The sequence below is a fragment of the Pseudoalteromonas luteoviolacea genome (genome assembly GCF_021654285.1).
Lineage (GTDB): Bacteria > Pseudomonadota > Gammaproteobacteria > Enterobacterales > Alteromonadaceae > Pseudoalteromonas > Pseudoalteromonas luteoviolacea_J.
The window spans coordinates 120,257-135,412 of the sequence record NZ_JAKFZS010000013.1 but is presented as its reverse complement, the minus strand read 5'-3'; the positions used below and the strand labels follow the sequence as shown (position 1 = coordinate 135,412).

Below are 15,156 nucleotides of genomic sequence, written 5' to 3'. Positions count from 1 at the left end.
TGATATTTTTATAGTTTTTTCCAAACGGAATGTTGGTCAGGTTGCTGATTACGCGTCCACCAGCGAGCTTGATAGCGGGCACCGTTAAAAGTCACGATTTCACCGCCACGGTAGGCTTTGCTTGACTGCCATGATGTGTTACCTGCATCTGAATCATCACCACTTGGTACTAACTCCCACGCATGGCTCGACGTTGGTAGTTGGCCGCGAACCCACCATTTAGCACGGTAAGTTTTGCCTTGATAAACCACGGTATCGCCAGCTGTGTAGATTTTGCTGGGCTCCCAAGTATCCCCTGTTGGCTTGTCTGGCGTGCCAGGATCGGTATCGATGTTTTTAACATTCACAACCAGTGGGACTGTTTTGCTTAAACTGCCATCTGACACGGTCACTTTGCCGTCAAAGCGCGTATCCGCGTCCACCTTTGGCGCAGTGATCGTGATGGTTGAACCAGAACCGATAAAGCTCAATGCACTTGGTAGCTGCCAATCAAACTTCAGAGTTGGCTGCTCGTCATCAAATGCATGGACATGCAAGTGCTTGCTCTGCTCTTCATCAATGGTGATTGGCGCTGGCGTGTGCACTGTTGGTGCGGTATTTTTCGGCTTTGAAATCACCGATAAGTTATAGCTATATGACTTGTCCGATAAAAAGACTTGGTTGCTCGAAACTGCCTCAGAACTAAACTCAATATTACCCGAGCTGTCTTTCACACCGATGCGCACAATGTCAGCAAATTGCGTGCTGAGATTTAAAGCAAACTGACTTTGCCAGTGTGTTTCATTGGCTGAAGTGACATCGAAACGCTCTTGAATAAGCTCATTACCATTACCGTTGAATACTCTGACCCACACAGTGTCTCCAGCACTTGCCTCTTGACCTTGCTTAACAAAATAGTCAACGGGGAACCAAGTTTCTGGCGTCGGTGTTGGCTCAGTACCGCGCACAATGGTCACATCACTACAGTTATAGAAGCCTTCACCCACCACATCATCACGCTGCCAGCGGCTATATAAAATCGCATCACCTGAAAACTTTTCTGGGATCGCAACTTCCATCTCGTAATAGCGCTTGCCATCTGGTGCCATGAAAAATGCAATATTGCCATGCTCTTGCACCAGCTCTAAGTCATTCCAAGCAAGTGGTTTTTGCTTAAAATCAGTACTCGGCTTGGTTAAATAAAACTGCCAAAAACTGGGGTTATGCGGTGTTGTGGCACGATAACGAATTTTCACTTTGCCATTAGCGTTTGGCTTTATCTCTGTTGCCTGCCACTGCGTTGATGGAATATTCATCCCCGCTTTTTGGCTATCACCTGCGCCACACAAGGTGCCATCTGGGATATTTGCTTCAACAGCGGCTTGGTTGCGAAAATCTGCTGTATTTGCTGCAAACTCATGCTTTTGAATAAATTGCACGTGTTCTGATTTAAGGTATGCAGCACGGCATGCGGCATTGGGGATTTTTGAGCCATCTTTTGGCCACCAAAATCCACCTTGCTCCTGACAGATTGCTTGCCTCGCTTTGGGAAAGTCCATATAGCCATGCGCGTTCACTTTACCAATGACGCCCACACCTATGGCTACGCCCAGCGCGCATAAGGTTACTTGTTGTCTCATAGTTTTCTCATTTATTGATTGTAAGAGTGATCCGCAGATCACTCCGGTTGGGAATAAAAGTGGCCGTTACAGGCTACACACTTTCTGCCATGCGCCACCGTCACTTGGTGTGCCATTTGTCCACCACTTAGCTTTGTAAACAGCGCCGTTGTGGATCATCATGTCGCCGCCGACAGCATGACTTGGATCACCTGCCCAGTTGGTGCGAGGCCAGTTTGGATACGTGTTGATGTTCTCAATTTTCACGCCTTCACACTGCTGCCCATTTGGTGGGTTTTTATCACCGTCACCTGGGTTTGGAATGTGTTTTTTAGCGACTGGCAACTCTGGATATTCAGAGGCAAACGCATACTGCTTACCGTCTTTTTCAACAATAAAGTTCACAGGGCCTGTGATAGGCATGTAGTACATAACCTGCGCGTTCACAGTCTCGCCTGGGGCAAAAGACTCAAGCTGACCACCCCACTCATTTTTAAATGTGATTGAAAAACGGTGGAATTCATTTTCAAAACCGCCGATGTTATTGCCAGCAGAATTTGACGCATCATGCTCTACACGCATACCCAGTTTTTTGCGCGCATTCCAATTTGACTTGAAAATAGCCGAGGTAGATGTGGGTACATTGAACGTGATCGTTGCACCGGTCAGGTCAATCTCAGAGTTATTAGTAAAGGCAAACGTTGGGCGAATTGGGTAGTTTTGGTCACCCACCGGGAAATCTTTCGCTTCAAATGCAATATCAACTGCTTCGGTGGGTACTGCAAATGCACTATCACCAACATGATTGTCATAGGCCACACCACTTTGGTTGAAGGTGTTGTATGCCAGCGCTGTCATTGTCGAGCCCATGAAGTACTCACCTTTATCAGCGTGATAATCAAAGTCACCAGCAAGCTCCCAGAACATGACACCACCCAGCCCCTTATCAACCACATAGTCTAATTTGGTTTTCATAGACTCTGTGTCTTCCATCGATAGGAATACTTTTTTCTCGGCGTTATACAGCCATGGTGCAACGGCAACGTCATCGTAATGACGCACATAGTCACCGCGCAGAACATCATCTGCATCGGTTTCAGGGGTTAAGCCATAAACTTCTAAGTAACTTGGGTTGATCCCATGCTCAAGGTTTTTCGCATGCCAAAGTGGGTTAGAACCGGCAGCCACTTCTTGACCGTTTTCAATGTCATGCCACAGGTTATCAATACCAATTGCGCCGTTACCGCATTTGTTCTTCTCACCAATACCTGTGCCTTTTGGACAATCGCTTTGGTTTGGCAAAGGTGCACGACCCCATAAGCCATTTTCACCACCGCGTACGTCTTTAAAGCCACGGGTGTAATATGGAATACCAATGTTGATACGCCCTGCAGGTAATGCACCGCGGAAATAGTTCACCGCCCAGTCTGTATTCAAATAACCAATACCACCGAACTCTTTAGTGTCGTAGACATTCCACACCTTAAGCTCTGTATCTTTACCCGTATCGTAAAGCGGCGCATTGTGACCAACATGATCGTTCCACGCACCGTGTAAGTCATACGACATAATATTTACGAAGTCTAGATACTGTGCTGTTTGGAAGGTTTCCATGCCACGCAATAAATAGCCTGATGACGGAGAAGCAATGGTCAACATATAATGTTTTTCGTCTTGCTCACCTGCTTTATCAAGCGCTTCACGTAATTCTTTCATCAGCACTTGATAAGATTTGTTTAACCCTGCACGCCTTGCATTACTCACAGGGAAATCTTCTGGGTGACCAGAGTCTTTCATTGATGATGGGTATTCATAATCAACGTCTAAGCCATCAAAACCATAGGTTCTTAAAAACTCAACCGAACTTTTCACAAACTGTGCAATACCAGCATGGTTAACGCTGCCATCCGCATTCGTGGTCATCGTATAGAAACCACCGTTATTCACGCGTTTACCCGTTTCGTCGAAATAGCCACCAGTTTCAGCCCAGCCACCAACCGAGATCATGGTTTTCACGTGTGGATATTGCTTTTTGTATTTATTCAGCAGGTTGAAATGCCCTTTATATGGCAAGCTAGGATCCATTTCAGCACCAGCAATACCTGGCCAAGTCATATTGGTTGCCGCATTTCCGTCTGCATTCGGGTTGCCAATGCTTATCTCATTTTTATCATTGACGTGCGCAAACGCGTAATTGATATGCGTGATCTTGTCCCATGGAATGTCTTTAACAAGGTAACTTGGCTGATCGTTTTTGCCGTGGCGCCAACTTGTGAAGTAGCCAATCACACGTCTTGGATGGTCGGCGCCCATTTTTTCCCGCCCTTCACTGTCATAAATATCACAGTAAGACGGCGTTACACCCGCCGTTTGGTATAAACCAGCAGGGCGACAATCGTCATGTGAGCTTTGACCATCATCTTTCGCTTTCACCGTAAAAGTTCGGCTTATTTTTTCTGATTCTAGACCGTGTTCATCTTTAGCGACTAAGACAAATGTCTGCGGACCTTTTGCAGTGGCTGTCCATGCATATTCGAATTCATTTTGAGATGTGCTGACTACTTCGATGCCATTCACAGAGAGTGATTGAGTCAAACCATCTGACTCTTTATCATTTGCAATCAAAGTAAATACAATCTGACTACCCACTTCTAGTTCACTTGGCAATTGTGCTGCTAAGCGTGCGATCGGTGCTGTATTTTGATCTTTCGGTGGCAACGCCTCAACACTTACTTTGCGACTGACTGATTTTGCAGTAGCACCATCATCATCTAACGCAACACCATGGAACTCATGCTTGCCCTGTTTCGCTTGCCAAGAAAAGCTATATGGTGCCTGACTCAATACTTTTACCAATGCATCGTTGTGGTATACCGCAACATGCTTCACTTCACCATCGCTGTCGTTAGCAGAGAAATCAATGATGACTTGTTCATTTTCAGCCACGGTGATATCCGCGATTGGCTTGAGCAATTTAATTGAAGGCGCTTGGTTAACAGGCTCTGCGCTACTGCACTCGCCTAGCTTCGTCCACTCTTGCCATTGGCCAGATTTTAGTTTTGGTGAAGAACGGTTCCACCAATTTGCTTTATATGCAACGTTATCTTGTTGCACCTGATTGCCGCCAACATAAATTTTACCTGCTTCCCAACTTGCTAGGCTGTCACAGTTTACCTCGGCAAAAGCCGATGCACTGATCAAACCCATGGTTATGGCACTGAGCTTGAGTACCTTATTCGAGGATTTAGACACGCTCATTTGATTATTTCCTAATTTGTATGATTTTTGTTTATAAAATTACATTTAGTAACAAAATTACCTAATGCAATACTGAGCAGCGGCGATTGTACCGATCCAAAAACACACCACAAGGGATTAGGTGAAATTAAAAATAACAAACCAAATAACTAGAAAAAGACCGTTTTAGACAAAATTATGAGTTACGTAACACATTGATATTGATTGTTTTGTTGACAAATAAACAACAAAAAACAAAGAGCGAATGTTAACTTAATTAACATGATTTTTGTTTGCTTTTATTTACAATGTGGCGAGGACAAACCAGAAGATAAACCATTTTCATTAATTAAAAATAAATTTCTAATACTTTTATTTGTACTATAAATCACCTAATCGTCATGTTGATATTTGACAAATAGAAATAAAAAAAGAAATAATTATAGATTAAGAAAGAATACTTTAGTATTTTCATGCAATTACTGAGGTACTTCACTATTTCATTTGGACCTTTAGTTAAACCTACAAATGTCAATCATCTCTTATTATTACAAAATGCACTTTTTTGGAATGTTTTTTTATTAACAAGCCAGTTAACACAAATAAAACATACAAGTGTTTGACTCCTAGAGTGGTCAAGCTAAGGTTAAGTTACATTCATTTACTAGAGCATATATAAGATGCGATTTTTGTTTAAAGTTTTGTTTACTGTGTTTATTTTTTGTGCCGGATTTGCACTGGGGGTATACTCTTTACCTATCATGATGGCTACGCCAGCCCCCACACAAACAGCGCTCTCAACGGCGGCCAATCAAGCAAAGTTCACAGCCATGTTTAATAAAAACCTAAAAGGCTCAGACTTTTTGCATTTCGGTGAAGGCAATGTGTTTATTGGGGAGAAAAATATCGCGTTTGAAGGCAGGCTGGCGCCAGGCCCTGACTATCGGCTATATCTATCGCCTACATTCGTAGAAAATGAAGTTGAATTTGAACAGCATAAAAACACGATGCAGTTTGTCAGTATGGTTTCGAGCTTTAACGGCTTTATTGTTGATGTGCCAACAGGCATTGATATAGAAAAGTTTTCGACTGTGGTCGTGTGGTGTGAAACGTTTGGTGAATTCATTACTGCAGGAAAGTATCAGTAACTAAATGATATGGTTCAAGGGGCCAAACAGGCCCCTATTATTAGATCATTAGCCACTATCTAAATGAGGATCGCAGCCTTTTTTGCAGTGCGCATCTAGCCTTTTATTTTAGCCTATCGCATGACCTCCCTTGCCCTTGAATGCAAAATTAGTAATTTGTACATGCTGTCGTATAAGAAGCTTGATGCAATGCGATATACTTGCCCACTTTCACACATATCTTATAGCACTCTTGGAAGTGACTATGGGCATCACGAAAATATAATGGTTACAATCGAACTCAACACATTCTGTTGTATGTCAACCGAGTTTAGCTCATTGATTGGTAATGGTACGAAGTAATCCGCGTTTGTGTTTTGAGCTTCACTCGTATTAATACACTGCGAAAAGATAGGAAGTTGGATATAAAAATTACATTCAGTTTATTTGATGAAGTGTGTCTATTTCATTTAAGATAAATATCATACGGGGAGTTAATCGATCGTAACTCCCCTACAGACTTACAATTAGTATCTATGCCCTAAAGTTGATTCACATCCCTCAGCATCATACCTTTCAGAGCCTTTATAAAAAGCTCTGACGTTACCTAAGGAACCATGTATCTCTACGCCATTATGTAGCCAACCTTCAAACTCAAACTTAGTGCCATATTTCCACAATCGTATATATTCTTTTCCACCTGTAGAAGCATAGCTCACCTCTAAATTGATACCTGTAAAATCAGGCATGCCCGGATAAAACTGACCGTACTCGCCATGAACAATATACTTATCTCCATAAGTTGCTTCATCATTTAATGAACTAGCCCCAATTATTGATGATGAGTTTGTTCTTATGCACATGCTTAAAAATGGTTCAAAGTGTCCAGTTTTGTATTGGTCTTTTTCAAGATATAGCACACCATAATGTTCAAATCCGCCTGTTTCTGGGTTGCTCTCATCCATAGGGAAAGTTTCAAAATCATCCGGTCTAGAGCCGTATGAATCACCTGCACCGAATGAATCACCTGCACCGAATGAATCGCCTGCACCGAATGAATCACCTGCACCGAATGAATCGCCTGCACCAAATGAATCGCCTGCACCGAATGAATCACCTGCACCGAATGAATCGCCTGCACCGAATGAATCGCCTGCACCGAATGAATCGCCTGCACCGAATGAATCGCCTGCCGTAAATTGACTATTAAACTCACTGCCTTGATACCCTTCACTAACGTGAGTAGGCTGATTTTCCCCAGTAAAATAGTCTATTGTTTGAGAGACAGCTTTGCCTGAATGGGCGGCTACCATTACAATTGGTAAAACTGTTTTTATATTAAACTTCATTAAAGTCCCTTATTGTCTGTTTGATTGGATGGATGTTTAATCGACTTCTAGCTACTCAAAATCAGTATTCACTTTTTAAGGTATAAAAAATTAAAAAGCGACAGATGGCAACCAAAAATAAATCCTTTATAATCACAATTATAAAACTAAAATAATTTCAAAAAATCAGGCTTATTTACCCAAACTGATGAGCATTTTTTGAAAGTTAGTTACTCTAAATTTATAGCAAACGCATCCCGAATATTTCGTTCTTTATCCATTACGTGTTTACTTGCACCTTACCGTAAACTAAGATTATTTTTTTATTTGTTACCCATGAGATAATTTTTTCATTAATGCATCAAGCATAGATTGTAACTCTTTCCGCATTTGGGTGTCGTAATCTGTCCATGAGCTCAGAGGTAAGTGATTTATATGACTTGCAATAGTGCCAACAATATATTTTATTGACCCTGACAAAAGTATTTCATAAATCAATGAGTCTTTGTTCTCGCGCAAACCCACTATAAAAGCGTTCAATATGGAGACTACGCCTGTTACTGAATTTGCTCTACCAACCGATTGCTTTAGCGAATTAAGTCGTTCATTAGCGTGTGAAAAATACGCGCCACAATCAAGCTTGGAGCCGGTGTGTTCTACCGCATACTCTTTAATCTTAGATAAAACTTCGCTTTTACCATTACTGCTAAAACATAATTCGGTAAACTCTACAGGCTGTGTACCTTCAATAAAGGCACCGTCACTTGCATTTTTAACTTGAGCGAGAGGGTACTGGGCCAGTAACCTTTCTTGCGCGGAACGTGCTTCATTGAAGATCCGAGAAGTAAATACATGAGGCCTAAAGTTCCCCATTACTGCCATTTCATTGTCAAAGCTAACATTTGAGAGCGCATTATTTGGATCGTAATAACTTGAGAGTTGACTATGGTGCTTATTTTGATCGATGTAACCATAATCACAACCCAGTAAAACTATATTATTAAAGCCCATACGTAAAAAAGCAGCTACCGCCATATTGGTAACGGTTGGATTGCAATGATATAGAGGCTTACTCCCTTTACATGATAGTGATGCTAATTCAGCGCCTAAATCATTGCCTTTAGTAAAAACAATTCTCCGGTCAAACTGCTGCATTAACTTAGGGTAAATAGTGCTCAGAGTAATCAGTACCACACCCTTTATTCGTGGGTCACACAGCTCATCTTCTTTTATCTCAAAGTTTACCGATGTCCTTTCCATTTCAATATGAAAATCAGGCGTGACACCCACTTTCATCAATGTACTCAATGATGTACCACAAGAAACAATCAGCGCGCGATCTTGTTGTGTCTTAATATGTTGAAGGTCTTTATCTAAAGACGGCCCGTTTCCTACAATGAGAACTGGAAAACTCGAAAACTCTGAAAAAATATTTTCATGCGCGCCAACTCGTGTATTTTGATAATTCTCGCAAGTATGTTTTAAACCAAGTAGTTCATCTTCAAGGTAACCCCACATACTTGCAAAGCCATTTCGCCATTGCTTAAAATCCGAAAAAATTCGGTCCATCATAGGCGTGCTGTAATGTCGATAAACACTAATATCAGCAAGTAAATGTACACCTTGCTTTTTAACTAGTTGTTTCACTTGGGTTAAAAACTGTTGGTAATTCTCTGTATTAAGTAATGTGAGTGAACCACCTCTGCTCTGGCACTCTGCTTTTAACGAAGCAAAATTAATATGTTGACAGGCCATTGCATAATGCTTTTCATCGGGTTCAATTACAATAACATCCGTATACCTGATCTCTGACATCAACTTATTTATATGATAGCCAGCACCCAAACCGAGTATAACTAAAGTGCCTCGTTGAGGTTTGGAATTAGCATTGCGCCCTAGGTTATCTGCAATACTATTTAATTTGTTTATACAAAGCTGGTGAGTATATGTGTGAGTATTGCTTGAAAAGCTCAGACTTAAATGTGTTGGAGTTTTTAAAAATAAACTGACCTGTTGATAACATTTAGCGGCAATACCCTCACCATAAAAATCATTTTGTAACTCTACAATTTCGGAAGGCTTTTGAGCACATACCCGTAAATAAAAGTCCATTGAAAAATACTTTTTAAGGGTTCTCAAATTGTGATCTATTAATTCCATATAGTTTATAAATTCCAAACATTTAGAGCACAATAATTTTTTCACCATTCCTCTTTTTCGTCAATAAAAAATAGGGGGATTCCACAACCTTCATCAAATTTTTTCTAAAAACCAATACTTTAAAATTACTTTTTATAGTTACTTTCTGTTTTCAAAAAAAGGAAATCGTTTTCAATAACACCTTTTGCGCTAAAAAATTAATATAATTATAAATTTAAATAGAATAAAAAAAGCCACGCAAAGGCGTGGCTGGAGAAACATTGCATGGGTATATTGCAATGAATAAAGTCAGCTGAGTTGATCAGCTATCAAGGGAAACTATGCAGCAGTCGCTGTACCTTCTTCACGAATTAAATACTCAAAAGCACCTAAACTTGCTGTCGCACCACTGCCCAAAGCAATAACAATTTGCTTATATGGTGCAGTTGTCACATCGCCTGCAGCAAATACACCTGGCATATTAGTTGACCCTTTATTATCAATTTCTATTTCACCGAACTGCGTTAAATTTACTTCACTGCCTTTTAGCCATTCCGAATTAGGCACCAACCCAATTTGTACAAACACACCTGCGATATTCAAACTATGCGCTTCGTCTGTCGTTTGGTCACGATAGTTCAAGCCAGTCACCTTATTTGAATCACCGGTAATTTCGGTTGTTTGCGCATTGGTGTGAATCGTAATATTTGGCAAACTGTTGGCTTTATCAATAAGCACTTGATCAGCTTTTAACTCATTTGCAAACTCAAGCACAGTGACATGCTCTACGATGTTAGCTAAGTCAATGGCCGCCTCAATACCTGAGTTACCGCCTCCAATTACCGCAACAGGTTTACCTTTAAACAAGGGTCCATCACAATGAGGACAATAAGCAACGCCACGGCCTTTATATTCTTGCTCGCCAGGCACATTTACATTTCGCCATCTTGCCCCCGTCGAGATAACTACTGATTTGGCTTGTAATTTAGCGCCATTTTCTAATTCAATGTCTAAAAATTCATTGCGAGCGATTTTTGCAACTCTATTACCGTCCATGACGTCAACATTATACTGCTTCACATGCTGTTCTAGCTGCGCGACTAATTTCGGGCCTTCTGTTTCTTGAACAGAAATAAAGTTTTCAATACTCATGGTATCCGCGACTTGGCCGCCAAAGCGCTCTGCAACAACGCCTGTATTTAGCCCCTTCCTCGCAGAATATACCGCCGCGGATGCCCCCGCAGGACCACCACCAACAACGAGTACATCAAAAGGTGCTTTTTTATTAATTTTTTCAACCGACTTCTGTGCTGAGTTGCTATCAATCTTTTTCAATATATCTGATAAACCAACGGCCCCTTGGCTAAATAGTGCACCATTAAGGTATACGCTAGGCACGGCCATAATATTGCGCTGCTCGACTTCCTCTTGAAATAAAGCGCCATCGATCATCGTTGTTGTGATTAAAGGGTTGCTTGCTGCTAACACATTTAATGCTTGGACAACTTGCGGACAAGTTTGGCAGCTAAGCGAAACATAAATTTCAAAGTTTAAAGGCGTGTCGATACCGCTTATGGTTTCCAATTCATCCGGGTCTAACTTGGTTTCATGTCCACCACTGTGTAATAACGCTAACACTAGACTAGTAAACTCATGGCCCATTGGGACGCCTGCAAAGCTGATTTGGGTATTCGCATCAGTTGAGCTGACAACTAAAGATGGTCGTCTCGCATTCATATCATAGTTTTCAACCACCGATATTTCGTCACTCAATGAAGCTAGGTCCTGAGCCAGCGAGTTCAACTCATTGGACTTTTTGCTGTTATCTAACGCCACTCTCAGCTCTATTGGCGATTTAATATTTTTAAAGTGCTCTTTTAATTGACCTTTAATTTGCGCGTCTAACATTTATATAATTCCTCATTGAAACGCAATGCACATGCTTGCTTGATTATTAACTGGCGGTCGAAAGTGATTGCCTACCCACAAATGTGGGTAGGTATATCTGAGGTAAGTTAGATTTTACCAACTAAGTCTAGTGATGGTGCTAACGTCTCTTCACCTGGCTGCCAAGATGCTGGACATACTTCGCCATCATGCGTTGCGATGTATTGTGCAGCTTGTACCTTACGCAGTAGCTCATTCGCGCTGCGACCTATACCTAGGTCATGCGTTTCAACTACTTTAATTTCACCTTCAGGGTTAATCACAAACGTACCGCGTAGTGCTAGACCTTCTTCTTCAATCATTACGCCGAAGTTGCGAGTAATTTTGCCTGTTGGGTCTCCAATCATTGGGAATTCAATCTTTTTGATTGTATCTGAAGCATCGTGCCAAGCTTTGTGTGTGAAGTGTGTATCTGTTGATACTGAGTACACTTCAACACCCATTTCCTGAAGCTGTGCGTAGTGATCTGCTAAATCACCTAATTCAGTTGGACATACAAAAGTGAAATCTGCTGGGTAAAAGAAAACGATACTCCATTTACCTAATAAATCTTGCTCAGAAACTGATACAAAATCGCCCTTGTGGTATGCTGTGGCGTTGAAAGGTAAGAGCTTAGTGTTAATCAATGAAGTGCTCATGGCTATCCTCTTTGTCAGTTGTATTTAGTGTTTGCGAGTGTGCTCGCCTTGCTTGACTACAAAGATATAGATTCAGAGCTTTTAAATAAAATTGATTAAAACTATCATTGCTATCGATTATTTTGATTAAACAAACTCAATAGCAATGTAAACCTTAGGTATAATCTACTCGTAACAATGAGTAATAGCAGTTAACGCACAGCGCGATTAACCTTAAAATCCAAACTAACTAAGAGTTTTTATGCATCCATATTTCAACCACATCCAATTAGGCTACTTTGGCTTTGTCCCATTTTTACTTTGCATCGCATCAACTTTGATGTTGGGTAGCTCAGAAACCCTAGTCAGTGTATTTAGCTTTTACAGTATGGGGATTTTGGCGTTTATGGCCGGCACATTGTGGCGTGCAGGTGATCAACCAAAAGTTCATGCCATACTGGCTGTTTTAGTTGTTATTCCATTTCCGGTCTTGGCTTTAGTATCCTTAACCGCACAATTAGTTTATTTGGGTGCAAGCTACTGGTTAGTACTGTGGTTTGAAAAAAGCATGCCAAAATGGCAAGACGCTCACAGGGATTATAAGCAGATGAGGTTTGTGCTCACGTCTGTTGTCTTCGTTTCTCATCTATTTATGATTGCTCAAGCCATTGAATTAACAAGATAGAATAAACTGTTTTGACAAAAGGCACGTCGATATTTTAACTATTCCTTTAACGACATGTAAAATTGCTACACGTTTATGGTGTTATCGATTAACATATTCGAATAATAAAAGAAGTATCGACATACTCCCTTTCACTAAATCAAGTACATAACTTATAACGGCAAGAATTTTTTATTGAATAATTTACAACTAAACAATTCAAATATATGAATCAATACGGTAAATTAGTTCTCAAACAAGCAGAACAACAATAAAACTGCTATAAGTTAAAGGGGAGCGTTAGGAGTGCATATATGATTCAAAAGCTGCTTTACGGATTCATCGGGGTGTTTGTTGTCACATTCTACCTCTGGATGATGGAACAGCCAGGCGATCTACTGGACTCAATAGAAGAGCTCTTCTGGTTCGCTATCGCGTTTGCCATGATTGTTTACTCCGCGCCTCACCTCAAAAACAATATCTTGATATTTGCTTGGTCTATATACTGTGTAGGGCTTTTACTTGATTTACTGGATGATTTCATCGCTGTAGATATTTTACCCGTAATCGCGCTTGATACCTCTTTAAAACAATTTGGCTTTTTACTTATCTGCTATTCGCTTTATACCATGATAGTTAGACAGCGAGAAGCTATCTCCCAGCTCAATAAAGAAATCCATCAAAGAAAGCGCCTGGAAGAAAAGCTTAAGTTTGACGCAACCCATGACGAACTGACAAAGATCGGCAATCGACGTGCATGCTTCACTCAATTTGAAAGCCTTTGTGAGCAATATCAAACGCTATTTTATTTCGACCTCGATGACTTTAAGTGTGCTAATGATAAATTTGGGCACAGTTGTGGGGATCTTATCTTAAAAAAAGTGGCCAAATCTTTAAGTGATCTTTTCGGTGAAGATAACTGCTTCAGAATTGGTGGAGACGAGTTTGTCGCGTTTGGTACATTTGACACTGAAAATGACGAACAGCTTCGTAAAAAGCTCCTCGAAGAAGTATTTGAATATGGCGTTGGTATCAGTATTGGATTTACTGCAACTGACACCGATGTTGCGCCAGACAAACTACTGCACTTGGCGGATGCTTCCATGTATAGCAACAAAAACCTTAAATCCGTGCGGTCAAAACCGCGAGTGAGTTAAGGCTTGAGTGAATATAGCGCTTTTGCAATAAAACTTTTCCAAAATAAAACCCTTTGATTTATCATTGAAAAAGTAGCAGCTATAAAATTATTTATAGTTGAAGCTAGCCAGTGTCTGGCTCAGCGAATACACATTAAAAAAATAAAACCAAGCTGCAAATTTCTAAATACTCAGTGCGCTCACATTACAAAGGGGATTGAATCGTGTTCAACAACTTATTTTCTAGCTCAGATCTGAAATCAGAGCTATCACAAGTAAAAACAGAATTGGCGCAACAACGCCAGGAAAATGAACGGCTGAGTGAAGAAAATGCTCGATTACAATCCGAGCTGATTGAAGCTCAGCAGCAGTTAAATGACAATACAGACAACCAACTCCTACAATGCGCCTTATCTGGTATGAGTCAGATAGAAGGCATACGTGAAACTGTTTTGCAGAGTTTTCAAAATATAGAGCAAGATAGTAATGCTATTTCACAGGTCAACCAATCATTTGAAACATCTGAAAAGTCACTTTCTAACATACTGACAGGAATGGGACAGTTATCAGATAATATGTCTAGCATGACGGATAATATTTCTGGACTATCTCATATGGCCGACAACATTCATACTTTTGTGGCAACAATATCCAAGATTTCAGATCAAACAAACCTACTTGCGCTCAATGCTGCTATCGAAGCTGCTCGTGCAGGCGAAGCAGGTAGAGGCTTTAGTGTTGTTGCTGATGAAGTACGTGCGCTTGCAAACAACACCAGTGCATCCGCCAATGAAGTGTCTGATCTGGTTACTAAAATCATAGATACGACACAATTAACGGTGAAAGATGTCTCTGTCATTCAAGAATCGAACAAAACACTGTCTAACAGTATAGAACACTTGAATGATGAGTACGGTCATATCGTCAATAGCTGCAGTTCTATGAAAACAACCATTTCAAATGCCACCCAGCAAACTTTCATTCAAACCGTGAAGCTTGACCATGTAGTGTGGAAAAGTGAGGTGTATGCCGTCATTATGGGCAGCAGCAATAAATCAGTATCGGACTTTGCAGATCACACTTCATGTCGTTTAGGTAAATGGTTTTCTGGAGATGGTTCCAAACAATATTCAGATAACTCAGCCTACAGACGCTTGGAAAGCCCACATAAAGAAGTGCACAGATCAGGTGTTGAGGCGATTAAAAAATTCAATAACGGCGATAAACAAGGTGCTGTGCAGCAACTCAATAAAATGGAACAAGCCAGTGTAGACGTGATGCATTTACTTGATGAATTGAGAAACGTTTAAGGCGCTTACGTATTCCCCTCTAAAAGTCGCTAAGAGTTAGCGACTTCGAGATA

Annotated in this window: 10 protein-coding genes; 4 read left to right on the top strand and 6 right to left on the bottom strand. The window is 40.8% G+C overall.

Features of this window, described 5'->3' with window-relative positions:
• Positions 1 to 8: 8 nt before the first annotated feature.
• Positions 9 to 1,619 (bottom strand): lytic polysaccharide monooxygenase, encoded by a 1,611-nt coding sequence (locus L1077_RS14185; RefSeq protein ID WP_237137435.1) that lies wholly within the window; start codon positions 1,617 to 1,619, stop codon positions 9 to 11.
• A gap of 66 nt (positions 1,620 to 1,685) precedes the next feature.
• Entirely contained in the window at positions 1,686 to 4,856 is a 3,171-nt protein-coding gene (locus L1077_RS14180; protein ID WP_237137434.1) for a glycosyl hydrolase family 18 protein, read from the bottom strand.
• Between the two features lie 659 nt (positions 4,857 to 5,515).
• Here L1077_RS14180 and L1077_RS14175 point away from each other — a divergent pair.
• Complete coding sequence (locus L1077_RS14175; RefSeq protein WP_237137433.1) at positions 5,516 to 5,983, top strand: DM13 domain-containing protein; 468 nt, start codon at positions 5,516 to 5,518, stop codon at positions 5,981 to 5,983.
• 506 nt (positions 5,984 to 6,489) lie between these two features.
• On the opposite strand, the gene L1077_RS14170 is transcribed toward L1077_RS14175, so the two are convergent.
• From L1077_RS14170 to ahpC, 4 genes are all read right to left on the bottom strand, one after another.
• The gene (locus L1077_RS14170; protein ID WP_237137432.1) at positions 6,490 to 7,311 is read right to left on the bottom strand and encodes a hypothetical protein; all 822 of its coding nucleotides are present in this window, start codon (positions 7,309 to 7,311) and stop codon (positions 6,490 to 6,492) included.
• A gap of 309 nt (positions 7,312 to 7,620) precedes the next feature.
• Positions 7,621 to 9,402 carry a motility associated factor glycosyltransferase family protein gene (locus L1077_RS14165; protein ID WP_237137431.1) on the bottom strand — a complete coding sequence of 594 codons (1,782 nt, stop codon included), beginning with the start codon at positions 9,400 to 9,402 and terminating at the stop codon, positions 7,621 to 7,623.
• A gap of 366 nt (positions 9,403 to 9,768) precedes the next feature.
• Entirely contained in the window at positions 9,769 to 11,337 is a 1,569-nt protein-coding gene (ahpF, locus tag L1077_RS14160) for an alkyl hydroperoxide reductase subunit F (RefSeq protein ID WP_237137430.1), read from the bottom strand.
• A gap of 107 nt (positions 11,338 to 11,444) precedes the next feature.
• Entirely contained in the window at positions 11,445 to 12,014 is a 570-nt protein-coding gene (gene ahpC, locus L1077_RS14155) for an alkyl hydroperoxide reductase subunit C (protein WP_063363575.1), read from the bottom strand.
• 241 nt (positions 12,015 to 12,255) lie between these two features.
• On the opposite strand from ahpC, the gene L1077_RS14150 reads away from it, so the two are divergent.
• The 3 genes from L1077_RS14150 to L1077_RS14140 all read left to right on the top strand — a co-directional run bounded on the left by L1077_RS14150 (position 12,256) and on the right by L1077_RS14140 (position 15,103).
• Entirely contained in the window at positions 12,256 to 12,678 is a 423-nt protein-coding gene (locus tag L1077_RS14150; protein WP_237137429.1) for a DUF3429 domain-containing protein, read from the top strand.
• Positions 12,679 to 12,971: 293 nt separating this feature from the next.
• The gene (locus tag L1077_RS14145) at positions 12,972 to 13,814 is read left to right on the top strand and encodes a GGDEF domain-containing protein (RefSeq protein WP_237137428.1); all 843 of its coding nucleotides are present in this window, start codon (positions 12,972 to 12,974) and stop codon (positions 13,812 to 13,814) included.
• Between the two features lie 203 nt (positions 13,815 to 14,017).
• Positions 14,018 to 15,103 carry a methyl-accepting chemotaxis protein gene (locus L1077_RS14140; RefSeq protein WP_237137427.1) on the top strand — a complete coding sequence of 362 codons (1,086 nt, stop codon included), beginning with the start codon at positions 14,018 to 14,020 and terminating at the stop codon, positions 15,101 to 15,103.
• Positions 15,104 to 15,156: the final 53 nt, after the last annotated feature.

Excerpts from the sequence above, each read along its gene's own strand:
- L1077_RS14170 (WP_237137432.1), bottom strand. The coding sequence starts at position 7,311 with ATGAAGTTTAATATAAAAACAGTTTTACCAATTGTAATGGTAGCCGCC.
- L1077_RS14180 (WP_237137434.1), bottom strand. The coding sequence starts at position 4,856 with ATGAGCGTGTCTAAATCCTCGAATAAGGTACTCAAGCTCAGTGCCATA.
- L1077_RS14150 (WP_237137429.1), top strand. The coding sequence starts at position 12,256 with ATGCATCCATATTTCAACCACATCCAATTAGGCTACTTTGGCTTTGTC.
- ahpC (WP_063363575.1), bottom strand. The coding sequence starts at position 12,014 with ATGAGCACTTCATTGATTAACACTAAGCTCTTACCTTTCAACGCCACA.
- L1077_RS14175 (WP_237137433.1), top strand. The coding sequence starts at position 5,516 with ATGCGATTTTTGTTTAAAGTTTTGTTTACTGTGTTTATTTTTTGTGCC.
- ahpF (WP_237137430.1), bottom strand. The coding sequence starts at position 11,337 with ATGTTAGACGCGCAAATTAAAGGTCAATTAAAAGAGCACTTTAAAAAT.
- L1077_RS14165 (WP_237137431.1), bottom strand. The coding sequence starts at position 9,402 with ATGGACTTTTATTTACGGGTATGTGCTCAAAAGCCTTCCGAAATTGTA.
- L1077_RS14145 (WP_237137428.1), top strand. The coding sequence starts at position 12,972 with ATGATTCAAAAGCTGCTTTACGGATTCATCGGGGTGTTTGTTGTCACA.
- L1077_RS14185 (WP_237137435.1), bottom strand. The coding sequence starts at position 1,619 with ATGAGACAACAAGTAACCTTATGCGCGCTGGGCGTAGCCATAGGTGTG.